Source organism: Cyanobium gracile UHCC 0139 (genome assembly GCF_034931325.1).
Classification (GTDB): Bacteria; Cyanobacteriota; Cyanobacteriia; order PCC-6307; family Cyanobiaceae; genus Cyanobium; species Cyanobium gracile_B.
On sequence record NZ_JAYGHX010000005.1, the window covers coordinates 152784 to 177045 of the forward strand.

Below are 24262 nucleotides of genomic sequence, written 5' to 3' on the forward strand. Positions count from 1 at the left end.
TCAGGGCCTGGTGGGACAGAGTCGCCGCCATTCCCCCAAGGCTTCTCCGGCGGCGTAGAACTTCCGCAGGCCCATCGCCGCGTCGTAGCGCTGCTTCTGCGGCGAGCCGGCCCAGGTGGCGGCGGGGCAGGGCTGGGGATCGGCTCCAGCCTTGGGCAGCTGTTCGGCCGCATCCACCCCCAGCCGCAGCCGGAACAGGCCTTCCTGGCCGTACTGCTGGCGGAAGGCCTCCCGATCGATCGGTGCCAGGGAGCTGTTGTTGGGTTCCACGATCCCCTGCGCCCGGCCGATGGACGGAAGGATGGACGGGACGAGCAGGGCCAGGGCCGTCGCGAAGCCGGCGGCCCGACATCGTCGCGATGGGGCTCGGAGGGGTCGGGTGGCCAAGGGGCAACGGGCAGGGAATCCGGCCATCCTGTCGGCCGCATGGGCACCAGCCGATTCCTGCCCTGCCAGCTTGAGCACAGCACCAAGGACCGCCGTGGAGCCAATCGAGGGACTCCAGGGAGACCCCGTACCAATGAAATGGAGCCAAGCGGACTCGAACCGCTGACCCCCTGCATGCCATGCAGGTGCTCTACCAGCTGAGCTATGGCCCCATTGATGCGCCGGTGAACCGGTGCTTGAGGAGCTTACAACGTGGTGGTGCGGGCCCGATCCCTTCACACCTGACGCCAGACCGCCACCAGGCGGCCCTGCACGCTCACCTGGTCGGCGGGCACCAGGATCGGGGCATAGGCGGGGTTGGCGGCCTCCAGCCGCACCTGGGCCCCCTGGCGGTGGAAGTGCTTGAGGGTGGTGCCGCTGCCTGGCACCAGGGCGCTCACGATCGTGCCCTCCCGCAGCCGGGAGGGGTCGGCCACGGGCTCCATCAGCACCACGTCGCCATGGGCGATGTGGGCGTCCACCATCGAGTCACCGTTGACGGTGAGGGCGAACAGGCCGCGGGTGTCGAGCACCGGGGCCAGATCGAGGTGCTCCTGCACGTCGTCGAAGGTTTCCACCAGGCCGCCGGCGGCCACGGCCCCGAGCACCGGGATGCCGGGGCGGCTTTCGCCGAGCAGCTGCAGCGTGCGGGCCTGGCCCTCCTGCCAGGTGATCCAGCCCTTCTGCTGCAGATGGCGCAGGCGGCTCTGGATCGGCGCCGGCGAACGCAGGCCCATGGCCTCCATCATCTGGCGGATCGACGGGCTGTGGCGGTGGCTGCCGATGTAGTCGGCGAGCCAGGCATAGAGCTCCCGCTGGGCCTCGGTGAGCTCCTGGTGGGTGGCGACCACGGGCAGTACGGATGAACCAGTCCCTTTCTGCCATCCCGCGGGCGGTTTGTCCAGAGCCGGGTCTGCGCCTGCCGGTGGCACCCTCAGTCGCTGACGCCCCCCAGCAGGGTGGCGAGCAGGGCCTGCTGCACGTGCAGGCGGTTCTCCGCCTGGTCGAACACCCGGCTGGCGTCCCCCTCGATCACGCCGGCGCTGATCTCTTCGCCCCGGTGGGCGGGGAGACAGTGCAGCACGATCGCCCGCGGATCGGCCTCGGCCAGCAAGTTCTCGTCGAGGCACCAGCCGGCGAAGGCCCGTTCCCGCTGGGCCTGCTCCTCCTCCTGGCCCATGGAGGCCCACACGTCGGTGTACAGCACGTGGGCGCCCAGGGCCGTCGCCACCGGGTCCTGCAGCACCGTGATCGCGCTCCGCCCGCCGGCGAGGGCCCGGGCCTGCTCCACCACGGCAGGTCTGGGGGCGAAACCGTCGGGGCTGCCGATGCGCACATCCATCCCCAGCAGGGCCCCGACGAGCATCAGCGAGTGGGCCATGTTGTTGCCGTCACCCACGTAGGCCAGGGTGAGGCCGTGCAGGTCGGTGGGGCCATGGCCGAAGCGTTCCTGGATTGTCAGGGCATCGGCCAGGGCCTGGCAGGGGTGCTCCAGGTCGGTGAGGGCGTTGATCACCGGGATCGAGGCCCAGTGGGCGTAGTCGACCAGGTCCTCCTGGGCGAAGGTGCGGATCGCCAGGGCATCGCAGTAGCGGCTCAGCACCCGAGCGGTGTCGGCGATCGGCTCGCCCCGGCCCACCTGGGTGACGGCCGGGTTGAGGTCGATCGTCTGACCGCCGAGCCGGGCCATGGCGACGATGAAGCTCACCCGGGTGCGGGTGGAGGCCTTGGAGAAGATCAGCCCCAGCACCCGGCCGGCCAGGTCGATGCGCCGCTCACCCACCTTCAGCTGGCGGGCCAGCTCCAGCAGGGCGAGGGTCTGGGGGCCGTCGAGGTCGGCCGAGGAGAGCAGATCGCGGCCCCTGAGGGCGGCGAGCGGGGCTGAGGGGGACACCATGGCCCACGTCCCAAAGAACCCTTATGCGAGATCGACCCCCCCCACGTCAAGGGCAGGGCCGCAGGCCGTGGCGTGCCGGCTGCTCCGCTCTGGTGCGGGGCAGCAGGATGAACGACTTGGCCTGCCAGGCTCCCGGCGCTTCCCAGCAGGCCAGCTGCGGGTTGGCGCCGCCCAGCTCCTTCATCCGTTCCCGGCTGCCGTGGAACGCCAGCAGCGGCTGCTGCAGGGGCCCGGGGTCCGCTGGGTCGCGCTCCTCGAGATCCCGCAGCTGGCCGGGCCGGAAGTAGGCGCCCATCAGGGCATCGGGGCGCCAGCCCGTGCTCCAGCAGCCGCCCTCACAGACGCCGGTGCTGTTCACGAAGGCCGCCATGGCCCGATAGTTCTCCAGTGGTGCCCGTTTGTCCGCCAGCATCCGCTGGCCGATCTGCAGCTGCAGCAGCAGCACGGCGACCAGCAGAACGGCCAGGGAGCTGCGACGGAAGCGGCCCAGACCGGCAGCCAGCTCCCAGCCCGTCCCCACCAGATAGGCCACGGCCGGCAGCACCACGATGGTGTACCTGGCCTGGCTCATGGGCTTGATCGGATCGATCACCAGCATCAGCGCCAGGAACAGGCCGATCACCAGCAGCAGGTAGCGGGCCTCCCCCAGGGCCTTGGGCAGCTGCCGGGTGGGCCCCACCAGAAAGCGGCGCAGGTTCCGCCAGGAGCCGAAGGCGCAGCCGATCCCCACCACCAGTCCGATCAGGCCCAGTTGGGCCAGCTGTCCCTGGTGCAGGTCCAGCAGGGGAAGCAGGCCGCGGCTGAACTGCATCAGGGTGCCGATGATCGGCTCCACCTCGATCCAGTCGATCCGTTTGAACTTGGCGCCCACCGGGCTCACCAGGCCATGGGCGAGGGGCGGCAGCAGCAGCAGCAGCCCCAGGACGGCCGCGTCCCGCCGTCGCCGCAGCACCCGTCCATCGACGGCGCTCACCGCCAGCACCACCAGCACGAACAGCAGCGAGAAGTAGTGCGTCAGGGACAGCAGAACACAGGCGAGCAGGTATCCCCAGCGCAGGGCGGCCTCGTGGTGTCCCGTGCGCTGACGCAGCAGCAGGGCCGTGCCCAGCATCAGCGTCGAGAGTGTCAGCGAGAGGGCGTAGCTGCGTGTCTCCTGGGCATAGAAGAGAAAGGAGGGGCTCGTGCCCAGGAAGGCCACCGTGGCCAGACGGCGACCGCTGCCGCGCCCGGAACTGCCCAGGGCCGCGACCCCCAGGCCGAGGGCCGCGATCAGAAAGCTGAGGCCACGGGTGGCGGTCTCCCCGCGGCCGAAGACCCCGATCCAGAGCTTCAGCAGGACCTGGTACAGGGGGGGATGGGTGTCGGGGATCAGCCAGTCCCGGAACAGCACGCTCCAGTCGGCGCTGCTGGCGGCCACCGACCAGATCTCATCGGACCAGTAGGAATAGGGCGTGGTCAGCCCCTGCCCGGCGAACCCGAGACAACACAGGATCAGGACGGCGGTCAGAAGCCGGCGGGGAGGCCGCTGCAGCGATCGGCTGGCGGGTGGGGGCGCCGAAGCCTCTGTCCCGACCACCATCACACGGCTGAACTGAGACCCGTGGCGGGACCCTAGGCCTGATTCACGCCTTTCGCATCAAGGGCAGGGGCGCAGGCCGTGGCGCGCCGGCTGCGCCGGGCTGGTGCGGGGCAACAGGATGAAGGAGGTGGCCTTCCAGGACCCTGGGGCTTCCCAGCAGGCCATGGTGGGGTTGTTGGCCATGAGGCCCTTCAGCTTCGGGTAGGCCCTGCGGAAGCCGAGCAGCGGACGATCCAGTCGCGTCTCGGCCAGCGGCGTACCGGGATCGAACGCCATCAGCTCGCGGGAACTGAAATAGGTGTTCGTCAGCGCCGCCAGGAACCATCCGCTGGACCAGCACCCCTCGCCCTTCCGGCAGAGATCTCGTTCGGCCACGAAGCTGGCCAGGAGCTTGTGGTTCTCCAGGGGGCCTTGCTTGACGGCCAGGTGCTGGGTGCCGATGCGCAGCTGCAGCAGCAGCGCGGCGCAGAGCAGGCTGGCCAGGGCGATGCGGCGAACGCGGCCGAGACCGACGCTGATGTCCCAGCCGATTCCGACCAGGTAGGCCAGGGCCGGCAGCACCACGATGTAGTAGCGGCTCTGGGACAGCGGCCGGACCGGATCGATCGCCAGAATGAGTGCCACGAAGGTGATGATTAGCGTCAGAAGGAAGCGGGCTTCCCCTGTGGCGGGTGCCCTTCGGCTCCAGGCTCCGGGCTTGAGCAGGGGGAAGGTGGCGGCCCCGATGCCGCCGACGAGGCCGATCAGGATCAGCAGGCCTCGCGGACCCTGTCGTGGATCGAGCAGCGGCAGCGTTCCGGCAAGGAACTGCGTGATCGTGCCGCTGATGGGCGTGACCCCAATCCAGTCGATGCGGGTGAGATTCTGCGCGGGGGGGCTCAGCAGGGCGTGGAGGAGCGGCCACAGCATCACGAGCAGCAGCAGGGGGATCGCATCGGTCCGCGATCGGAAGACCGTTCCCTCGGCGGTGGCCACCGCCAGGACCACCACCACGAAGATCAGCGAGAAGTAGTGGGTGAGGGACAGGAGCAGGCAGGAGATCCCGAACCCCCAGCGCAGGGTGGCTTCGTGGCGTCCTGTTCGCTGGCGCAGCAGCAGGGCCGTGCCCAGCATCAGCGTCGACAGGGTCAGCGACAGGGCATAGCTGCGGGTCTCCTGGGCATAGAAGAGAAAGGAAGGGCTGGTGCCCAGGAAGGCCACCGTGAACAGGCGCCGGCCCGCACCGCGCCCTGAACTGCACACGGCCGCCGCCACCAGGCCCAGGGCGGCGATCAGAAAGCTGAGGCTGCGGGTGGCGGGCTCCCCGTCACCGAACGCCCCGATCCAGAGCTTCAGCAGGATCTGGTACAGGGGCGGATGGACGTCGGGGAGCAGCCAGTCCCGCACCAGAATGCCCCAGTCGCTGCGGCTTGCGGCCACGGACCAGAGCTCATCGGACCAGTAGGAGTAGGCCTCTCCAAGGCCATGGCCCGCCTGCCAGAGACAGAACAGGATCAGCAGAGCGCTCAGCGCCGGCGGCAACCAGCGCGAGGACAGGTGCTTCAGGTGTGTCGGGTCCGACGGATCTGTCGGGTCGGCCATCACCTGGAAACGTTGAAACTTTGGGAGGGAATCTAGGTCGCATTCCCTCCCCGATTCCCCCTCAAACGGCGGCTCCCTCGAGCACCGACGCATCAGGCAGCTGGCTGGAGGCCAGCAGCTCCTTGAGCTCCTCGCCTTCGATCACCTCCTTCTCGAGGATCTTGTGGGAGATGGTCTCCAGCAGCTCGCGGTTGTGGTTCAGGATCGCCAGGGCCCGCTCGTGGGCCCGATCCACCAGACCGCGCACCTCCTTGTCGATCTCCAGGGCGGTGGCATCGCTCACGGCCCGGCGGGGGTTGGAGTTGCCCCCCAGGAAGCGGCTGCCGCCCTGCTTGTCGTAGGCGAGGGGGCCGAGGGTCTCGCTCATGCCATAGGTGCCGATCATCTGCTCGGCGATGTCGGTGGCCCGCTGCAGGTCGTTGGCGGCGCCGGTGGTGACCTCACCGAAGACCACCTCCTCGGCGGACCGCCCGCCCAGCAGCGTGGCGATCTGGCCTTCGAGATCCTCCTTGGAATTGAGGAAGCGCTCCTCGGTGGGCAGCTGCAGGGTGTAGCCGAGGGCCGCCATGCCGCGGGGCACGATTGAGATCTTGGCCACCTTGCTGCCGCCGGGCATCAGGTGCCCGACGATCGCGTGACCCACCTCGTGGTAGGCCACCACCTTCTTCTCGTCGGGCTGCAACACCCGGCTCTTCTTCTCCAGACCCGCCACCACCCGTTCGATCGCTTCGTTGAGGTCGGCCTGCTCCACGGTGGTGCGATAGGCCCGGGCGGCCAGCAGGGCCGCTTCATTCACCAGGTTGGCCAGGTCGGCGCCGGCGAAGCCGCTGGTGGCCTGGGCGATCTTGTCGAGATCCACGCCTTCAGCCAGCTTCACCTTCTTGCCGTAGATGTCGAGGATCATCTTGCGGCCCGAGAGGTCCGGACGGTCCACCAGCACCTGGCGGTCGAAGCGGCCGGGACGCAACAGGGCGGCATCGAGGGTTTCGGGCTGGTTGGTGGCCGCCAGCACGATCACCGGCTTGTCCTGGGCGGTGAAGCCGTCCATCTCGGTGAGCAGCTGGTTCAGGGTCTGCTCCCGCTCGTCATTGCCGCCCACGACGCCCATCGAACCCGAGCGGCTCTTGCCGATGGCGTCGAGTTCGTCGATGAAGATGATGCACGGCGCCTTCTTCTTGGCCTCCTCGAACAGGTCGCGCACCCGGGCGGCGCCGGCCCCCACGAACAGCTCCACGAATTCGGAGCCGGAGATGATGAAGAAGGGCACGCTGGCTTCCCCGGCCACGGCCTTGGACAGCAGGGTCTTGCCGGTACCCGGAGGGCCCACCAGCAGCACACCTTTCGGGATGCGGGCGCCGATGTCCATGTAGCGCTGGGGCGTCTTGAGGAAGTCGACGATCTCGGTGAGCTCGGTCTTGGCCTCGTCGACGCCGGCCACATCGGCGAAGGTGACGCGCGACTCCTCATCGGGCACGTAGACCTTGGCCTTCGACTTGGTGAAGCTGAGGGCCCCCTGGGCGCCGCCGCCCATGCCGCTGCGGCGGGCGAAGAACTGCAGCACCAGGATGAAGATCAGCGGCGGCACCACCCAGCTCAGGGCGGTGGTGATGAAGCTGGGCCGCTTCGGCGGCGCCGCGGCGAACTCGACCCCGTGCTGCTCCAGCCGCTGGGGCAGGTCCATGTCGAAGATCGGCGTGGTGGAGAGCACCGTGGGGGCGCCCTCCTCCGGGGGTTTGGTGAGCTCGTAGCGGATCTGGTCCTGGGTGATGTAGGCCCGCTTGACGTTGTCGTCGTTCACCTGGTCGATGAACAGGGAGTAGGGCACCCGGGGCACCTGGGTGGCGGGGTTGGGCAGGAAGTTGCTGAACAGCAGCAGCACACCGAAGCCGATCAGGAGCAGGTTGACGAGTCCGAAACGCCGGGTGGGGCGGTTGTCGTCCTGACGGATGGCCATGCTGCGCGCAACGTCGAATGGGCCCAAGCTAGGTCTGGTCGTCACCCGCCGTTCCCACCCCCGGTCGGGAGAACCGAACGCCCCGCCCCCTCGGCTTCCCACCCCCCATGTGCGGCCGCTACTCATTGGCCACCAGCCTCGACCGGCTGCTGCCCCGGCTGAAGGGCCCGCTGCCGTCTGGGCTGGAGGCCCATTACGCCCCCCGCCCCCAGGTGCGGCCAGGGGAGCCGCTGCTGTTGCAGCGCCAGGAGCACGGCCGCCTGGAGGTGGCCCTGGCCCTGTGGGGGCTGGTGCCGGACTGGTGCCCTGACCCCGGCGCCCGCCGCCGACCCATCAACGCCCGCAGCGAGACGGTGGGGGAGAAACCCTTCTTCCGCGGCGCCTGGCGCCACCGCCGGGCCCTGATCCCCGCCGATGGCTTCTACGAATGGCAGGCGAAGACGGTGGACGGCCGTGCCGTCAAGCAGCCCTGGCTGTTCCGGCGGCGGGACCGGCGACCCTTCTGGCTCGGCGGGCTCTGGGACCGCTGGCTGGGGGCGGACGGTGGTGAGCTCGAGACCTGCGTCGTGCTCACCACCGCCCCCAACGACCTGCTGGCCCGGGTGCACGACCGCATGCCGGTGGTGATCCCCGACGGGCTCGAGGAGGCCTGGCTGGAGCCCGTCGATGGTCCGGCCCTGCGGGCCCTGGAACCCCTGACGGCCCCCTGGGACCCGGCGCCGTGGGAGGCGGTGAAGCTGGAGGCGAGGCCGCCGGCCGCCGTTCAGCTCGATCTGCTGGCCGCCACGACGGACGACCCGGCGGACGACCGGCCGGGCGGCTAGAGAGGGATGGCCCTGATGCCGGTCCCATGAGCCTCGACCAGCTGGATGCCTTTCTGGCCCACGCCCGCGCCGATGCCGCCCTTGATCGCCGCCTCCACGACCCGGCCGACCCCCCCGATCTGGCGGCCTTTCTGGCCCTGGCCCGCGGCGCCGGTTACGCCGTCGACGAGGCCGATGTGATCGCCGCCCAGCAGCGGGCCGAGGCCGGCCTCAGCGATGAGGAGCTGCAGGCCCGGGCAGGGGCCGAGGCGCGGCGCCTGCGTCATTTCATCCCCGGCTGATCCCCATGGCCGAGCGCGTCGCCAGTTTTCCCCGACCCCCGGCGCTGCTGCCCTGCAGCCAGCACGTGCGGGTGGAGGCCCTGGGCCGGGTGCTGTGCGACACCCACCGCAGCCTGCGGGTGCTCGAAACCTTCCATCCCCCCGTCTTCTATCTCTCTCCGGAGGATGTGGACCTGAGCCTGCTGGAGCCCGCGGCCGGCTCCAGCTTCTGCGAGTGGAAGGGTGTGGCCCGCTACTTCGACCTGGTGGCCCCGGACGGCGCGGGTGGCGAGCGCCGCCTGCGAAGGGCGCTGTGGAGTTACCCCTCACCCACCCCGGCCTTCGAGGCCCTGGCTGGCTGGCTGGCCTGCTACCCGGCGCTGATGGACGGCTGCTGGGTGGACGGGGAGCGGGTCATCCCCCAGCCCGGCGGCTTCTACGGCGGCTGGATCACCAGCGCCGTGGAGGGCCCGTTCAAGGGGGATCCGCGGCATCCGGAGCTGCGCTGAGCGCGGGGCCACGATCCACCGCGCCCTGCCAGAGGAGGTCCGGGCCCAGCCAGCCGATGGCCGCGTCCCGCAGGGACCAGCCTCCCTCCAGGCTCTCCAGACCCAGGTCCGCCAGGGCGGTGCGGGCCGCGTGGCCGCCGAGCAGTTTCGGGGCGATCACCGCGGCCAGCTGCTGCACGCAGTCCTGGCGCAGGGCCGCCGCCGCCAGCTCCGGCCCGCACTCCCACAGCACCCGGTTGCAGCCCCGCTCGGCCAGGGCGATCGCCAGGGCCGCCGGCTCGCAGGCCTGCAGAGCCAGGCGCTCCACCCCCAGCCGATCGAACCGCTCGCGGCGATCCTGCGGCGCCTCCGGCCCATGGACCAGCAGCGTCGGCGCCGGGGCCGGATCCCAGAGCCGGGCCTTCTCCGGCAGATCCAGGCCGCGGCTGAGCACCACCCGCAGTGGTTCGGGGCTGCGTCGCCCCCGGCTGGTGAGCAGGGGGTCGTCGGCCCGCACCGTGCCGCCACCGACGATCACCGCATCGCAGCGGGCCCGCAGGCGGTGCACCCACTCCCGGGCCCCCGGCCCGCTGATCCACTGGCTGACGCCGTTCGGGAGCGCCGTGCGGCCATCCAGACTCATGGCCCATTTGAGGATCCCCAGGGGCCGGCCGGTGGCGATCCGGTGCAGAAAGGGCCGGTTGAGCCGCCGCGCCTCGGCTTCCATCACCCCCTCGATCACCTCCAGGCCCGCGGCCCGGAGGCGGGCGATGCCGCCGCCGGCCACCCGGGGGTTGGGGTCGGCCATGGCCAGCACCACCCGGGCGATGCCGGCGGCGAGCACCGCCTCACTGCAGGGGGGGGTGCGGCCGTGGTGGCAGCAGGGCTCCAGGGTGACGATCAGGGTGCCGCCCCGGGCCCGCTCGCCCGCCTGGGCCAGGGCCCCCACCTCCGCGTGGGCTTCGCCGGCACGGGCATGGAATCCCTCCCCCACCAGCTGTCCGCCTGTGTCGAGCACAAGGGCGCCCACCAGGGGATTGGGGCTGGTGCGGCCCTCGGCGAGGGCGGCCAGCTGCAGGGCCCGGGCCATCCACCGGCGCCAGGGGCAGCCGGGGCTCATGGGGCGGGCGCGTCCGGCAGGCTGCGCCATTCCGCCACCACGTAGGGGGGCACCGCCAGTTCACTGAACACCTGCGGCAGCCGCAGCCGCAGGGGGCGGTTCTGCTCCAGATCGGCCAGCAGCGGTGCCAGATCGAACTCGGCCGCGGCCGAACGCGTGTCGCCGGCCAGGGCGGCGCTGCTGAGGGTCACATCCTCGAGGGCCCAGCGCTGACGGCCGCTGCGCACCTCCAGGGCGGTGGGATGGTCGAGGCGCACCTTGCCGGGGTAGCCCACGATCCGCAGCCGCAGCGGCCCCCCCGGCGGTCCCTCCCGGTAGGCCACCACCTGCCAGCTCTGATCGTCGAGGTCGCGCAGGCTCTCGAGGCTGCGCACCACCGGGGTGCCTTCGGCATCCGGGTGGGCATGGACCTGGGCCAGGGCCGGTGCCGGGGCGATGGCCAGGATCAGGGCCAGCAGGGGCGCGAGCAGCAGAACCCCGATCCGCCCGCAGATCTGCAGGCTCATGGCTGGCTGTCCGCGCCGGGGATCGTCTGCCAGCCCGTGTGGGTGGCCCACAGGGCCCAGATCGCCATGGCCCGCAGGTAGTGGCAGGCGCGGAAGGTGCCGGCGGCGGTGATCGCCTCCGGGGTGCGGAACTGCAGACCCCCCTCGTACACCTGGCGCACGACGGCGCCGGTGATGGCGAAGGCGGTGCCGCTCTGGCCCATCAGCCGGTAATAGGCGGCCAGACCGAAGTTGATGCCGGTCCACACCTCCAGCGGGTGGGTGCCGTTTGGGTCGAGGGGGGTGCCGTCGCGGCGCAGGCCGTTGGCCACCCCGAGGCGTCCCCCCTCAAAGGACTCGAAGCAGGCCTGGCGGATCGCGTTCAGGGCCGAGCGGGCCCGTTCGTCGGTCACCACCGGCGGCAGCCCCAGCAGGCGGGCGTAGAAGTCGCCGCAGAGCTGGTCGGCCATCACCACCGGGGTGCCGCTACCGGCATCGATGGCGTAGTACTCGCCATTCCAGAGCAGGGCATCGAAGTGGCTTCGGGACTGCTCCAGCCAGCCGCCGAAGCGCCGCTGCTCCTCGGCGGTGTCGAGCCCCAGCTCCAGCTGCAGCCGCTGGCCGATGGCCAGGGCCGCCTCCAGGGCGGCGATCCAGAGGGCACCGCAGTAGGCGCTCACCCCCTGCAGGGGCCAGTCGTCGAAGGTCTGGTCCGGGGCGCCGCCGTTGTCGGGCAGCCCGTCGTCGTTGACGTCGAACTGCTTGAGGTAGTCAAGGGCGATCACCGCCGCCGGCCAGCAGTCCGCCAGGAAGCCGATGTCGGGGCCGCTGGGGGCCATGCGGTAGGTGCGCCAGACCTGCAGCACGAAATCGCTGGCCAGGTCCTTCCAGAGGTTGCAGTCCTGGTAAGCGGTGTAGTTGGTGGCGTCGAAGGGGCGTTCGTTGGGGGCCCCGAGGTCGTGGGGGGTGGCGCCGGCCACCTTGCGGGGGGCCTCCACCCGGCCCCGCCCCTGGGTGAAGTACCAGCCGATCGGCCGCGGGGTCGCATCGGCGGCGGGGATGGCGCGGGCGAAGCTGCGCAGCACGGCCTTGTCCAGTTCGGGCCAGAGCTGCAGCAGGGCGAAGGAGCCGTACAGCCGTACGTCGAGGCTTTCGTACCAGGCGTAGTCGAGGCACTCGAGCACCCCGAAGCGGCCCACCGGATCGCCGGGGCTGGCGGCCGTCCAGAGGCTGCCGCCGCTGGCCAGGTCGTAGAGCTCGTTGAGCAGCGCCATGCGCAGGGGCTCCGCCAGATCGTGCCGTTGCACCACCGGCGCCTGCCAGGCCTCGATCGCGGCGTGCCAGTCGCGCCATTCGGCCAGGGCTTCGCCGGCGATGGCGGCGGCGCTCTCGCCATCGGTGCCGAAGAAGTCGGTGTAGCGGCGCAGGGCTCGGGTGCCGGTGGCGAAGGCCGTCACCGGCAGGTCCCAGCTGATCACCACAGGGATCTCGAGCGAGGCCCCGGGCTCCAGGCGGAAGCGCACCGCCAGGGCGGCACTGAGGGCATCGTCGCCGGTGCTGCGGCGGTCGTTGTCACTGTCGGGGATCGTGCCGTCGCGGCTGAAGGGCTCCCAGAGTTCCGCCCCGTCGCCGCTGGAATCCCAGCGGCTGCAGCGGAACACCTGCGCCCCGGGGTGGTTCAGCGCCGCCTCGTCGGGCACCGCCAGACACCACTGGCCCTCCCCTTCGGCCAGGGGCTGGGAGCGCTCCCCCTCCAGCAGCAGGCCCTTGAGGCCGGCGGCATCGACCCAGCGGTTGCGCTGCCCCTTGCCGCGGCCGATCGCCGGCACGTAGTTGTGCTCGGGGCTGCCGTCGTCGCGGAAGTGGACCTCCGCCGCCGGGTCGGTGTTGGTGAACCAGCCGACGGTGTTGCGCCAGCTCAGCAGCAGCGACAGCTCCAGCGGCTGATTCGTTGGATTGGTGAACGTCCAGGCGAACACGGCGACGGGGTAGCTGGTGCGCCGGTAGTCGCCCGGGAGGATCGGACTGAAGGCTTCGCAGCGCACGTCGGCGCTGTACACCGCGGCGTAGTGGTGGGAGCTGATCGGGTAGCGCACCGCCACGGTGCCGCTCGGCTGCTCCGGCGTGGCGGCGGGATACCAGCTCCAGGCGGCCAGCGGTGTGCCTGAGTCTGGACGGGAAGCGTCGGCCTCAGGTGTGGTCGCCAGGGCATGGGCCCGCCGCCCCTCGCCGTCCCGCTCGAAGAGGGCGAACTGGCAGTCGGGCAGCACGCCGAACCAGTGCTCCCCTCCGTCGAGGTGCCAGAGGTTGAAGGCGCCATCGGTGCCCCGCCCCAGGCAGCCGGCGCCGAAGCCCCCCAGGGGCATGCCGTGGTTGGGGCCGTCGTCGAGGTTGCTGGCGTAGCGCACCGTGTAGGGCTTGTCCCAGCCCTGGCCGAAGGGCCGCGACCAGCTGGCCTCGGGGGGCTGCCAGGGACTCCTGCCGCGCCGCAGGTTGTGGAGAGCGGAGAGGCCGAAGGGCGCCATGGGGCCTGACGAGGTGGGCCCAGCTTGTCAGAGCTGGCCGCTTGGCGAGGGCCCGGCCAGAACGCCATTACCCTGCCTGCAATCGTCGGGATGGCGTGAAAGCGCTGGTGGGGCTTTTCGGTGCGGGCATTCTGCCGCCGCAGCGCTCAAGGGCCTACCGGCCTGAGATCGACGGCCTGCGGGCCGTGGCCGTGATCGCGGTGCTGGTCAACCACCTCGATCCCCGCTGGCTGCCGGGGGGCTTCCTCGGGGTGGACATCTTCTTCGTGATCTCGGGCTACGTGGTGACGTCCTCGCTGCTGGCGCGGCGGGACGGCAGCCGCTGGCAGTTCCTGCGCCGTTTCTACGGACGCCGCATCCGGCGCCTGATGCCGGCGCTGGTGGTGAACATCGCCGTCGTCTCGGCCCTGTTCTCGATGCTGGTTTCGCCGCTCGATGATTTCTTCGCGCCGGTGATGCGGACCGGCCTGGCCGCCCTGTTCGGGGTCTCCAATCTCTACCTGCTCCGGCAGGGCTCGAACTACTTCGCCACCGACAACCATTTCAACGCCTTCATGCACACCTGGTCGCTGGGGGTGGAGGAGCAGTTCTATCTGGTCTGGCCGGCGGTGCTGCTGCTCTGCGGTCTGGGGGTGGTGGGCGCCGGTGGCGGCGCCCTGCGGCGGCTCAAGGTCGGCAGCCTGCTGCTGCTGGCCCTGTCCCTGGCGCTCTATCTGGGCCTGAGCCTCGGCGGTAACGCCGAGCGGGCCTTCTTCCTCACCACCGCCCGGTTCTGGGAACTGACGGCGGGCTGCGCGGCCTACCTGCTCCATCGCGGCAGCGGCAGTGCCCGCGATCTGGGCCAGCGGCTGGCGCTGCCCCGCTGGCGCCAGCCCCTGGCCACCGTGGCCCTGGTGGCGTTGCTGGCCCTGCTGCTGCTGCCGGAGGCCTGGCGACTGGGCACCACCCTGGGCATCACGGCACTGACGGCGCTGCTGCTGCTTCTGCTCCGGCCCTCCGGGGGCGTCGGCCGCTGGCTGTGCCATCCCGTTGGCCTGGCCATCGGCATGGTGTCCTACTCGCTCTATCTGTGGCACTGGCCCGTGATCGTGCTGGCCCGCTGGACGGTGGGGTTCAACGCCGTCACCCTGGCTCCGGTGCTCGTGCTCATCACCCTGTGCACGGCCCTCTCCTACCGGCTGGAGTGTCTGTTCCGCTACGGCCATCCCTCCTTCGCCGGCCTGACTCGCCCCGGCCTCGCCTACCCGGCCATGACTGTGCTGGTCGCCGCCTTCAGTGCGGGCCTGCAGGGGCCCCTGCTGGGACGGCTCTTCCTCGGTGAGCGCCGCCACACCGTCGGCACCACGGCCAACATGAAGCGCATCGGCGGCACGACCGTCGACACGGTCCACTGCTTCCAGGAGCCCAACGATCCGGTCGCCGGGGGCGATGGGCCCGACCCCTGCCTGGCCCTCGCGAGGGAGGACCTCCCCACCCTCTTCTTCCTGGGGGACAGCCACACCCATGTGCTGATTCCCCTGGGGGAGAAGCTGCTCGCCAGCGGCCGTTTCAACGTGGCCTTCATGGCCCGCGGAGGCTGCCCGGTGCCCTTCTTCTCCCGCTGGGGGGCGGGTGCCCCGGTGCCGGCCCGCTACCGCCGCTGCCGGCCCTACGCCGACAACGAGGAGCGCCGGGTGCTGGCCCGCCTGCGGCCCGGGGACCGAATCGTGCTGGTGTCGAATCTGGCCGGCTACCTCCAGGGCGCCCGGGGGGCGGCCCTTCCCAGCGCCGAGGCCTCCTATGCCGCCGCCCTGCGCCGCTTCGATGCCGAGGTGAGCCGCCGCGGCGGGGAACTGGTGGTGTTCGGCCCCCTGCCCACCTTCCCCCAGGAGAAGATCGGCGGCCCGCTCACCCTCTGCCAGGCGGAATGGTTCCGTCCCGCCTGGTCCCTGGGTCCCCAGTGCCAGCCGGTGCTGCGGTCCCGCCGGCAGGAGCTGGCCGCCATCGCCCCGGCCCAGCGGCTGCAGGAGCGCACCATCCGCGATCTGGCCGGCGCGCGCCTGTTCAGCCCCTTCGACAGCATCTGCCCGCCGTCGCAGGCGGTCTGCTCCAGCGTCCGCGCCGGCACCCTGCTCTACAGCGACGAGACCCACCTCACCAACGCGGGCGCCCTGCTGCTCTATCCGCGTCTGATGGCTTTTCTCGAGACTCAGCCGGGGGTGTCGCCGCCACCCAGCTGATCACTGCCCAGTTCCTGCTCGATCAGGGCATCGAGGGTCACCGCGCTGCGCACCAGCGACTGGTAGCGCTGCACCACACGACGGTTGCGCTCCAGCCAGCTGCCGGCGTCCCCGCCGCCCCCCAGGGGATGGCCGCCGGGACCGGAGCGGTCGTCATCGAGCAGCTCAAGGTCACTCTGGTGGGCCAGCAGGGCCAGCACCAGGGTGTGGATCCTCTGGCGTCGATCGCTCATGGTCAGGGGTGGGACCGGCACAGTCGGGAGCATCATGGCCAGAAGTGGTTCAGGGGCACGGCTGGAGGGTTCGCTGCTGGAGGTGCTCGGCACCGATGCCGCCGGCCTGGCGGGTCTCTCCCGCCCCTGGCAGGACCGGATCCGGCAGGCCGATCTGGTGGCGGCCCCGCGGCGGCTCCTGGCCGACCTCGAGGCCTGGCGCGGCGACGCCCCCGCACCGGATCTGATCGCCAGCGACAAGCCCGCCGACCTGCTGCCGCGGCTGGAGCGGGCCCTCGCCGCCGGTCAGCGGGTGGTGCTGCTGGCCAGCGGCGACCCCCTCTGGTTCGGCATCGGCCGCCTGCTGCTCCAGCACCTTCCCGCCGAACGGCTCCGTTTTCATCCGGCCCCCACCTCCCTGCAGCTGGCCTTCGCCCGTCTGGGCCGGCCCTGGCAGGACGCCTCCTGGATCAGCCTGCACGGGCGCGATCCCGAGCCGCTGGCGGCGCGGCTGCAGCAGCGCCCCGCCGCCCTGGCGGTGCTCACCGATCCGGCCCGCGGCGGCGCCGACGCCGTGCGCCGGATCCTGCGGGCGTCGGGGCTGGAGGCCGCCTACGAGCTCTGGCTGGGGGAGCGCCTGGGCCATCCGGCGGAGCGGCTGCAGCGGCTGGCCCCCGCCGACCCCCTGCCGCCGGATCTCGATCCCTTGCACATCGTGCTGCTGATCGCCGCCGAGCCGGCCGCTGTCTCGCCCCAGGCCCTGCCCCTGTTCGGCCTGCCTGACGGGCTCTGGCTGCAGCACCCCGATCAGCCCGGGCTGATGACCAAACGGGAGGTGCGGATCCAGCTGCTGGCCGATCTGGAGCTCCCCGAGCACGGGGTGTTGTGGGACATCGGCGCCGGCGTGGGATCGGTGGGGCTGGAGGCCCTGCGGCTGCGGCCCGCCCTGGAGCTGTGGGCCGTGGAGCGTCGGCCCGGGGCGACCGCCCTGATCGGTGCCAATGCGGACCGGCTGGGGGTGCGGCCGGCGGCGGTGCTCGAGGGGCAGGCCCCGGCGGCCCTGGGGTCGCTGCCCGATCCCGACCGGGTGCTGATCGGCGGCGGCGGCCGGGACCGGCGCGAGGTGCTGGAGGCGGTGCTGGGCCGGCTGCGGCCCGGCGGGGTGGTGGTTCTGCCCCTGGCTACGGTCGAAGCCCTGGCCCAGCTCAGGCCCCAGCTGGAGCAGGCCGGTCTGGGGGTGACGGTCAGCCAGATCCAGGCCTGGCGCGGTGCCCCCCTGGCGGAGGGCACCCGCCTGGCGCCCCTCAATCCGGTGCTGGTCCTGAAGGGGGCGCGCCCGGCAGCGGGGTGATCCGCACCGGGGTGCCCACGGTGATGCCGAGGACGGCGGCCTGGCCGGCGGCCAGTTCCAGCACCCCATCCACCGGCGTGTCGGGGCCGTAGCTGCGGCAGGGCAGGTTCATGCAGGGGGGCACGTCCGTCTCCAGGGCGGCCACGCGACCGTCGCGGATGAACAGCATGTCCAGGGGTTCGGGCGTGCGATGCATCCAGAACCGGGCCACCGCGGGGGGGGCGTAGGGGAACCACATGCCGCGAAGGTGGGGCAGGGGCGGCCGCAGCTGCAGCCCCAAGGCGTACTGGCGCTCGCCCCGGGGCACCTCCAGCTGGATGCAGCGCTCCGGCGGCGAGCCCTCCAGGCACCATTGGGCCGTGATCGGCAGGAACTGCGGTGGGCCCTGACTCAGGCCAGGTCCGCAGCCCAGCAGCCCGACCGCAAGGGCGGGAGCCCAGCGCGGCAGCATCGAACGGTTCATGGCCCCGTCCCCGCCGGCGGCCGGCCATCGCTGAGGCAATAGCCCCGCCCCCGCACGGTGTGGATCAGCCGCGGTTCCCCGCCCTGCTCCAGTTTCTGGCGCAGGTAGCGCACGTACACCTCGATCACGTTGCTGGCGCCCCCGCCCTGGTCGGCCCAGATCTGCTCGAGGATCAGCTCCCGGCTCACCACCGTGCCCCTGTGGTGCAGCAGCAGCAGCAGCAGCTGGTATTCCCGGGCGGTCAGGCTGAGCTGGCGCTGGCCTCGCCACCCCTGGCAGGCCACCGGGTCGACGCGCAGATCCGCCACCTTCAGCAGCGTGGACACCGGCGTGGGGGCCTGGCGCCGGGCGAAGCCCAGGTGCAGCCGCAGCCGGGTGAGCAGATCGCTCGTGCCCTGGCTGGGCAGCCAGAAGTCATCCGCGCCCCACTCCAGGCAGCGGCTGCGGCTCTCGACGCTGTCGCTGGTGATGCCGAGCAGCAGCGGGCGGGCCCCCAGCCGGCGGCGCAGCTCCGGAATCCGCTCTTCGCTGCCGGGCGAGAGGACCACCGCCGCCGGCAGGTCCTCCCCGGACTCCTCCAGCACGGTCCGGTAGCCGGAGACCTCCAGCCGCGGGGCGAGGCCGGCGGCCTCCGGGCCCACCAGCAGCACCACGGTCGGGGGCAGGGGCGAGGTCGGCAAGGGCCTGGTCACAGGGGGGCGTCGGCGTGACTGCTGGAGGGCTTGGCCACGTGGGGCAGGCCCCAGCCCAGCTTGTTGCGCAGCACCTGGAAGAATTCGTGGTCGGCCAGCCGCACGAAGCGCACCGGATGCTCGCTGCGCCGCACCAGCACCCGGTCCTCGGGCCAGACGTAGCAGCCGGCGCTTCCGTCCACCACCATCATCAGCCGTTCCGGGGTGGCGGGGAACACGGTCACCGGCTCCTGGTCGCTGAACACCAGGGCCCGGGACGCGAGGGAATGGGCGGCGATCGGCGTCAGCTGCAGCACCGGACAGTCGGGGGTGATCACCGGCCCGCCGGCGCTGAGGGCGTAGGCGGTGGAGCCGGTGGGAGAGGAGAGGATCACTCCATCGGCGGCGATATCGACGGGGGCGTGGCGGCCGATGGCGATCTCGAAGTGGCACATGCTGGTGAGCGGCTCCCGGTGCAGGGCCATCTCGTTGAGACAGAGCACCTCCCAGCGGCGCTGCTCCCCCCGCATCACGCTCACCACGAGCATGGAGCGCTCCTCCACGGTCCATTCCCCGGCCACCACCTGGGCCAGGGCCTGGTCCAGGTCCTTGAGGTAGGCCTCGGCCAGGAAGCCCAGGTGCCCGGTGTTGATCGTCAGGATCGGCACCCCGATCGGGGCGGTCTGGCGGGCGGCGGAGAGGACGGTGCCGTCCCCCCCCAGCACCAGTGCCAGGGCCATCTCCTCGTCGAAGCTGGCGGGCACGCAGGCGGCGTAACCGCGGGAGCGCAGGTGCTGGTCGGGATTGGCGAAGCCCACCACGCCACCGGAGCTGCTCACCCGCATCACCTCCAGTCCGGCGGCGGTCAGCCGGTGCTCGATCAGGTCGGCGGTGCTGATCGCCAGATCCTTTCCGTCGTTGACGATCAGTCCGACCCGGGGCACCGATCGCTCTCGTGGGGGTCCATCGAGTTTATGGGGGGAGATCAGAACTGCTCCAGGAAGCGCAGATCGCTGTGGAACAGCCGGCGGATGTCGTCGATGCCGTGGCGCACCATGCAGAAGCGCTCCACCCCCAGACCGGCGGCGAAACCGCTCCAGCGCTCCGGATCGATGCCCAGCCCCTCGAGCACCGCCGGATCCACCATGCCGCAGCCCATCACCTCCAGCCAGCGGCCCCGCCACTGCACGTCCACCTCGGCGGAGGGCTCGGTGAAGGGGAAGTAGCTGGCCCGGAAGCGCACCGGCAGGTCGCCGAAGAACTGCTGCAGGAAGGTGGTGACCGTGCCGCGCAGGTGACTGAAATCCAGCCCCTCGTCGAGGGCGAGCACCTCCACCTGGTGGAACACCGGCGAGTGGGTGGCATCCACCGCATCGCGGCGATACACCCGGCCGGGGGCGATCACCCGCACCGGCGGCGGGTTGGCCTCGAGGTGGCGGATCTGCACCGGCGAGGTGTGGGTGCGCAGCAGCCGATCCCCCCCCAGGTAGAAGGTGTCCTGCATGTCCCGGGCCGGATGGTGTTCCGGGATGTTGAGGGCGCTGAAGTTGTAGTGGTCGGTCTCGATCTCCGGCCCCTCCGAGACCCGGTAGCCGAGGCCGGCGAAGATGTCGACGATCTCCTCGATCGTGCTCTGCAGCGGATGGCGGTGGCCCGGCGGCACGTAGCTGCAGGCCGCCGTCACGTCGATCCGCTCCCGCTCCAGCCGCTCCGCCATGGCGGCGCTGCGCACGGCCTCGAGCCGGGCGCCCAGCAGCTGCTGCACCTGGTCCTTGAGGCGGTTGGCCCGCTGGCCCACCAGGGGGCGCTCGTCGCCGGGGAGCCGGCCCATGGCGCCGAGCACCCCGGAGAGGCGCCCTTTCTTGCCCAGCAGGCCCACCCGCAGGTCCTCGAGGGCCGCGGCGTCCTCGGCGGCGGCGATGGCGGCGGCGGCCTCCGCCTCCAGGCTCTCCAGCTGGTCGGTGAGCTGCTGCAGGCTGACGGTGGCGCTCACGGCACGGATCGGGGGGAGGAAGCGACTGTAGGCAGCAGCGTCTAGCTTGCCGGCAGTCCCCTGTTCAGGGTCGATGGCACCGCTCCGGATCCTGATCAGCAACGACGACGGGGTCTTCGCCGACGGCATCCAGGCCCTGGCGGCCGAGGCGGCCGGCCGCGGTCACGCGGTCACCGTGGTCTGCCCGGACCGGGAGCGCTCCGCCACCGGCCACGGACTCACCCTCCAGACCCCGCTGCGGGCGGAGCGGGCCGACGAACTCTTCGCCGACGGGGTCACCGCCTGGGCCTGCAGCGGTACCCCCTCCGACTGCGTCAAGCTGGCCCTGTTCCGACTGCTGGAGCAGGCGCCGGACCTGGTGCTCTCCGGCATCAACCACGGCCCCAACCTCGGCACTGACGTGCTCTATTCGGGCACCGTCTCGGCGGCGATGGAGGGCACGATCGAGGGCCTGCCGGCCCTGGCGGTGAGCAGCGCCGACTTCCACTGGCGTCGCTTCGAGGTGGCGGCGGTCCTCGCCCTCGATGTGGCCGAGCGCATGCACGCCGCCGGCTGGCCCGAGGGGCTGTTGCTCAATCTCAACGTGCCGCCGCGGCCCGCCGAGTCGCTCGCGCCACTGCGCTGGTGCCGCACGGCCGTGCGGCGTTACATCGATCAGTTCGAGAAACGCACCGACCCCCGCGGTCGCACCTACTACTGGCTGGCCGGCGAGGTGGTCGACGATCTGGAGGGCACCGGCGCCGGCCCGGCCGATTGGCCCACCGATGTGGCCTGGGTGCAGCAGGGCGGATCGTCCCTGACGCCCCTGCAGCCCGAGCTGTTCTGGCGCGGTCCGGTGGCGTCGCTGCCGTCGGTGGAGGCGCTGGGGCGCCTGGATCAGCTCCTGCGGTAGATCCGCTGCAGCAGCCAGAGGCTGAGGATCAGGGCGAGAACGTGGGCGAACAGCACCTGGGTGTTGCTGAGCACCGAGAGCATCTCGATCGAGGTGATCGGCAGCCCCACCACCCGGCCGCCGCTTCCCGGCGTCGCCTGCAGCTGGGCCCCGAGGAAGCCGGGCACCTGCTGGGAGGCCTGCACGAACAGGCTGCCGGCCAGGGCCTGGTAGCCCACGGAGGCCAGGGTCAGACCGGCCACATCGGCCACCAGGCCCCGCTTCACCAGTCTGGAGGTCTCCCCACGAGTGGGACGCACCGGGCTGGCCAGGGCCCGGCCGCAGCGCACCACCAGCCAGGATTGCCACAGACTCCAGAGCAGAACCAGGAACGAAAGGGTGGTGAGCGAAAGGCCGGGGCCCAGCCCCAGGGCACGGGAGGAGTTGGCCGCCAGCCGGCCGCCGATGTTGTTGAACATCAGGACCACCACCACCACCACCCCGAGGGCCAGCTGGATCCAGAAGCGCACCCAGCCCGTGCGGCGTAGGGCGTCGGCCATGCGCTGCAGGTCCAGCTGGTCGGCCATGGAGACGGGATCGGTGCTCCCAAACTTGGCATGGGAGGATCCAGCCGGCGAGGGCCGAGGCCGTTGATCCCGCTTCACGACCCCCCCAGCGCCCAGCGCCCCACCGCCGTCGCCCTGGGCAGCTTCGATGGTCTGCATCGGGGCCACCGCCGCGTGATCGCCGCCGTCACCGCGCCTATGCCCGTCGCCCTGGGGCGGGTCGTTCCCACGGTGGTCAGTTTCTGGCCCCATCCCCGCGAGGTGCTCCATGGCGAGACGCGGCTGCGGCTCGATCTGCCGGAGGAGAAGCTGGAGCTGCTCGAACCCCTCGGCATCGCGCAGCTGGTGCTGGTGCCCTTCACCCGCGAGCTGGCGGCGCTGACCCCGGAGCCCTTCGTGCGCCAGGTGCTGGCCGAACGGCTCCAGGCCCGCCGGATCGCGGTGGGCACCAACTTCCGTTTCGGGGTCGACCGCCGCGGGGACGTGGACGACCTGGCCCGCATCGGCGCCAGCCTCGGCATCGATGTGCAGGTGGTGCCGATGCTGTGGGATGGGGCCGAACGGGTGAGCAGCAGCCGCATCCGGCGGGCCCTGGCGGCCGGTGACATCGACGAGGCGGCCCGCTTGCTGGAGCGCCCCTACCGCTTCAGCGGCCAGGTGGTGAGTGGCCGGGGCCTGGGGCGCCAGTTGGGTTGGCCCACCGCCAACCTGGCGGTGGACGGCCGCAAGTTCCTGCCGCAGGAAGGGGTCTATGCGGCCCTGGCCTGGCGCGAGGGGGAGGGTGGTGAGGGGCCGATGGCGGCCGTCATGAACCTGGGGCCCCAGCCCACGGTGGATCCCCTGGCCCCGTCGGCGGTGGAGGTGCACCTGCTGGAGCGCCGGCTGGAGCTGGCGGGGGCCCGGCTGACCGTGCAGCCCCTGCGGCTGCTGCGCCGCCAGCAGACGTTCGCCAGCCTCGAGGCCCTCAGCCGGCAGATCCAGCTGGATGCCGATCTGGCGCTTCAGGCGTGTCGCAGCGCCGGTGGGGACATCCAGTTGCGCGCCGACGGCTGAAGTGTCGCCGTGGCGGTTCCGGTTCACTGCTGATACTGTCTGGGCTGGACAGGCGTCGGGTGATGGGCGGAATCTTTTCCAGCTTCGTCACAACGTGCTCGGCTCGATTCGATGGATGGATCGACAGCCAGTCGCGACGGTTTGGATGTCGTGCCGGCCGCATCAGGGTGCTGATCGTCGGGCTGACCATCCTGGCGATGCTGGCCCTCGGCGCCACGCAGATCACCGAGGCCGGCAGTCAGAAGGACGCCCTGGTGAATCTGCGCCTGGCCCATAATCTTGCCGGCCATGGTGTGCTTTCCACGGCCGAACGGGCACCCTTTTCCGCCTCCAATGCGAGGGAGCCGGTCCCGAATCTGGTCACCGCCGGCCACCTGAAGCTGATGGCCATCACCGGTCAAGTGCCTTCCTATCGGGAGCTGGTGGAGGGGCCTGGCGCCCGCGCTGTGAAGGTGGCCAATCTCTACTGGGCATTGCTGGGTCTGGTGGCCACAGCCCTGCTTTGCCAGGCCCTGACGGGCCGGCTTCTGCTGGTTGTGATCGCCACGGTGCTGGTGGGGTATTTCTTCTTTGCTGTGCCGATATTCGTCGACACGCTCTACACGGAGCTGCAGGCCAGTGTGATGCTGCTCTGGTCGAGTCTGTTCCTGCTGCTGGCCGTCCGCACCTCTCGGTGCCGCTGGTATCTGGCCGCGGGACTGTGCTTCGGCCTGCTGAGCCTGACCAAGGCGATCTTCTTCTATGTCTGCCTGCTGGTCATCATCGGCCTGCTGCTGCAAGCGCTCTGGGCCGCCGCCAGGGGCCCCCGGCGGAGGCCCCTGGCGGCGGGGGCGGCGCTGCTGCTGGGGTTCATCGCAGCCGTGCTGCCGTGGATGATCCGCAACCAGGTGCAGCTGGGCACCTTTCAGCTCACCCAGAGGGGTGGCCGTGTGCTGTACGCCCGGGCCATCAAGAATGGGATGACGGCCTCCGAGGTGCAGGGGGCCCTCCACTTCTGGGGTCCGTCCTTCTATCAGCACGGCTCCCGCCTGCTGGGCTTCGCTGCCACCCCCGCCGATTTCCAGGCCGGCGGCCGGTACCAGCGGATCAACCGCTATGGCTCCGACTTCCAGCAGGCCGATCTTCGGGCCGCGATGGCGGGTCGCCCGCAGGATGTGATCAGCTATCACCGCAGGGTGGGGGCGGAAGTGAACCGGTTGATCTTCGTGGCGGCGGCGCAGGGGGTGCCCGATGCGAATCGAAAGGCCGAGAAACAGGTGGGTGAACAAGCGAAACGGATGATTCTTGCCGATCCCGGCCGCCATCTGATGATGACGCCCCTGTTCCTCTGGCGGGGCCTCTGGTCCTGGCCCAATGAGGGTGTCAACTTCAAGGCCAGTTCGCTCTACGTCGTCGCCAAGGATCTGCTGGCGCTGCTTTCGTATGGGGCCCTGGTGGTGGTGTTCCTGCTGGGCGTGATCCGCAGGAATGGGGCCTTTCTGGCCGTCACCGTGCTGCCGGTTGGCATGCTGCTGGCCTACGGGCTGCTCAGCCACAACATTCCGCGCTATTCGGCACCGGCGATCCCCCTGATGATCCTTTCCCTGGTGATGCTCGTGGGCCGTCCTTCTCCCGAGGTTGCTGGCCCCCACGAGCGGACGGGGCCCGAGTCCGGAGCCGGCATGTGATCATGGCGTTCCCGTCCATGAGGGCCATGCCCTGGCGCCGCCATCGGTTCACGACCG

At 71.2% G+C, this 24262-nt stretch carries 23 protein-coding genes and 1 tRNA gene; 8 read left to right on the forward strand and 16 right to left on the reverse strand.

The window, feature by feature from the left end; all coding sequences use genetic code 11:
- From VB738_RS09910 to ftsH, 7 genes are all read right to left on the reverse strand, one after another.
- On the reverse strand, positions 1–387 hold the full coding sequence (locus VB738_RS09910) for a hypothetical protein (protein ID WP_323305589.1): 387 nt from the start codon (positions 385–387) through the stop codon (positions 1–3).
- 139 nt (positions 388–526) lie between these two features.
- Positions 527–599 (reverse strand) — tRNA-Ala (locus VB738_RS09915).
- A 63-nt stretch (positions 600–662) separates the two neighbouring features.
- The gene (gene lexA / locus VB738_RS09920; protein ID WP_416233169.1) at positions 663–1277 is read right to left on the reverse strand and encodes a transcriptional repressor LexA; all 615 of its coding nucleotides are present in this window, start codon (positions 1275–1277) and stop codon (positions 663–665) included.
- A gap of 83 nt (positions 1278–1360) precedes the next feature.
- On the reverse strand, positions 1361–2323 hold the full coding sequence (gene argF / locus VB738_RS09925) for an ornithine carbamoyltransferase (RefSeq protein WP_323305590.1): 963 nt from the start codon (positions 2321–2323) through the stop codon (positions 1361–1363).
- Positions 2324–2369: 46 nt separating this feature from the next.
- A complete protein-coding gene (locus tag VB738_RS09930) occupies positions 2370–3902 on the reverse strand; it encodes a hypothetical protein (protein WP_323305591.1) in 1533 nt (510 codons plus the stop codon).
- A gap of 57 nt (positions 3903–3959) precedes the next feature.
- Positions 3960–5483, reverse strand: coding sequence for a hypothetical protein (locus VB738_RS09935; RefSeq protein ID WP_323305592.1), 1524 nt, complete (start codon positions 5481–5483; stop codon positions 3960–3962).
- A gap of 61 nt (positions 5484–5544) precedes the next feature.
- Positions 5545–7437, reverse strand: coding sequence for an ATP-dependent zinc metalloprotease FtsH (ftsH, locus tag VB738_RS09940; protein WP_323305593.1), 1893 nt, complete (start codon positions 7435–7437; stop codon positions 5545–5547).
- A 107-nt stretch (positions 7438–7544) separates the two neighbouring features.
- On the opposite strand from ftsH, the gene VB738_RS09945 reads away from it, so the two are divergent.
- Genes VB738_RS09945 through VB738_RS09955 form a run of 3 tightly spaced genes read left to right on the forward strand, consistent with a single transcriptional unit; the run spans position 7545 to position 9030 of the window.
- Positions 7545–8261 (forward strand): SOS response-associated peptidase, encoded by a 717-nt coding sequence (locus tag VB738_RS09945; RefSeq protein ID WP_323305594.1) that lies wholly within the window; start codon positions 7545–7547, stop codon positions 8259–8261.
- Between the two features lie 26 nt (positions 8262–8287).
- Positions 8288–8542 (forward strand): Nif11-like leader peptide family RiPP precursor, encoded by a 255-nt coding sequence (locus VB738_RS09950; protein ID WP_323305595.1) that lies wholly within the window; start codon positions 8288–8290, stop codon positions 8540–8542.
- Between the two features lie 5 nt (positions 8543–8547).
- The gene (locus tag VB738_RS09955) at positions 8548–9030 is read left to right on the forward strand and encodes a DUF427 domain-containing protein (protein ID WP_323305596.1); all 483 of its coding nucleotides are present in this window, start codon (positions 8548–8550) and stop codon (positions 9028–9030) included.
- Here VB738_RS09955 and ribD read toward each other — a convergent pair.
- The 3 genes from ribD to VB738_RS09970 are packed head-to-tail and all read right to left on the reverse strand — an operon-like array spanning position 8996 to position 13139.
- Positions 8996–10129: a bifunctional diaminohydroxyphosphoribosylaminopyrimidine deaminase/5-amino-6-(5-phosphoribosylamino)uracil reductase RibD gene (gene ribD / locus VB738_RS09960; RefSeq protein WP_323305597.1), complete on the reverse strand. Its 1134-nt coding sequence runs from the start codon at positions 10127–10129 to the stop codon at positions 8996–8998. The two genes, VB738_RS09955 and ribD, sit on opposite strands and share 35 nt — an antisense overlap.
- Entirely contained in the window at positions 10126–10635 is a 510-nt protein-coding gene (locus VB738_RS09965; protein ID WP_323305598.1) for a DUF3122 domain-containing protein, read from the reverse strand. Before VB738_RS09965 ends, ribD begins: the two co-directional genes overlap by 4 nt.
- Positions 10632–13139: a GH116 family glycosyl hydrolase gene (locus VB738_RS09970; RefSeq protein ID WP_323305599.1), complete on the reverse strand. Its 2508-nt coding sequence runs from the start codon at positions 13137–13139 to the stop codon at positions 10632–10634. The genes VB738_RS09965 and VB738_RS09970 overlap by 4 nt, the downstream gene beginning before the upstream one ends.
- 95 nt (positions 13140–13234) lie before the next feature.
- On the opposite strand from VB738_RS09970, the gene VB738_RS09975 reads away from it, so the two are divergent.
- On the forward strand, positions 13235–15358 hold the full coding sequence (locus VB738_RS09975) for an acyltransferase family protein (RefSeq protein ID WP_323305600.1): 2124 nt from the start codon (positions 13235–13237) through the stop codon (positions 15356–15358).
- Here VB738_RS09975 and VB738_RS09980 read toward each other — a convergent pair.
- Positions 15328–15591: a hypothetical protein gene (locus tag VB738_RS09980; RefSeq protein WP_323305601.1), complete on the reverse strand. Its 264-nt coding sequence runs from the start codon at positions 15589–15591 to the stop codon at positions 15328–15330. The two genes, VB738_RS09975 and VB738_RS09980, sit on opposite strands and share 31 nt — an antisense overlap.
- A gap of 34 nt (positions 15592–15625) precedes the next feature.
- On the opposite strand from VB738_RS09980, the gene cbiE reads away from it, so the two are divergent.
- Positions 15626–16921, forward strand: coding sequence for a precorrin-6y C5,15-methyltransferase (decarboxylating) subunit CbiE (gene cbiE, locus VB738_RS09985; RefSeq protein WP_323305602.1), 1296 nt, complete (start codon positions 15626–15628; stop codon positions 16919–16921).
- Here cbiE and VB738_RS09990 read toward each other — a convergent pair.
- The 4 genes from VB738_RS09990 to pheS are packed head-to-tail and all read right to left on the reverse strand — an operon-like array spanning position 16875 to position 20048.
- Complete coding sequence (locus VB738_RS09990) at positions 16875–17372, reverse strand: DUF192 domain-containing protein (protein ID WP_323305603.1); 498 nt, start codon at positions 17370–17372, stop codon at positions 16875–16877. The two genes, cbiE and VB738_RS09990, sit on opposite strands and share 47 nt — an antisense overlap.
- A gap of 8 nt (positions 17373–17380) precedes the next feature.
- A complete protein-coding gene (locus VB738_RS09995) occupies positions 17381–18064 on the reverse strand; it encodes a response regulator transcription factor (RefSeq protein WP_323305604.1) in 684 nt (227 codons plus the stop codon).
- 8 nt (positions 18065–18072) lie between these two features.
- Entirely contained in the window at positions 18073–18999 is a 927-nt protein-coding gene (locus VB738_RS10000; RefSeq protein WP_323305605.1) for an NAD(+) kinase, read from the reverse strand.
- A 41-nt stretch (positions 19000–19040) separates the two neighbouring features.
- Positions 19041–20048: a phenylalanine--tRNA ligase subunit alpha gene (gene pheS / locus VB738_RS10005; protein ID WP_323305606.1), complete on the reverse strand. Its 1008-nt coding sequence runs from the start codon at positions 20046–20048 to the stop codon at positions 19041–19043.
- A 73-nt stretch (positions 20049–20121) separates the two neighbouring features.
- Here pheS and surE point away from each other — a divergent pair, with 73 nt between their 5' ends.
- Positions 20122–20940 (forward strand): 5'/3'-nucleotidase SurE, encoded by an 819-nt coding sequence (gene surE / locus VB738_RS10010; RefSeq protein WP_323305607.1) that lies wholly within the window; start codon positions 20122–20124, stop codon positions 20938–20940.
- On the opposite strand, the gene VB738_RS10015 is transcribed toward surE, so the two are convergent.
- Positions 20925–21506 (reverse strand): DUF3611 family protein, encoded by a 582-nt coding sequence (locus tag VB738_RS10015; protein ID WP_323305608.1) that lies wholly within the window; start codon positions 21504–21506, stop codon positions 20925–20927. The two genes, surE and VB738_RS10015, sit on opposite strands and share 16 nt — an antisense overlap.
- A 63-nt stretch (positions 21507–21569) precedes the next feature.
- On the opposite strand from VB738_RS10015, the gene VB738_RS10020 reads away from it, so the two are divergent.
- Together VB738_RS10020 and VB738_RS10025 are read left to right on the forward strand one after the other, a co-directional pair.
- Positions 21570–22538, forward strand: coding sequence for a bifunctional riboflavin kinase/FAD synthetase (locus VB738_RS10020; protein WP_323305609.1), 969 nt, complete (start codon positions 21570–21572; stop codon positions 22536–22538).
- 167 nt (positions 22539–22705) lie between these two features.
- Complete coding sequence (locus VB738_RS10025; protein WP_323305610.1) at positions 22706–24205, forward strand: hypothetical protein; 1500 nt, start codon at positions 22706–22708, stop codon at positions 24203–24205.
- The last annotated feature ends 57 nt before the right edge of the window (positions 24206–24262 follow it).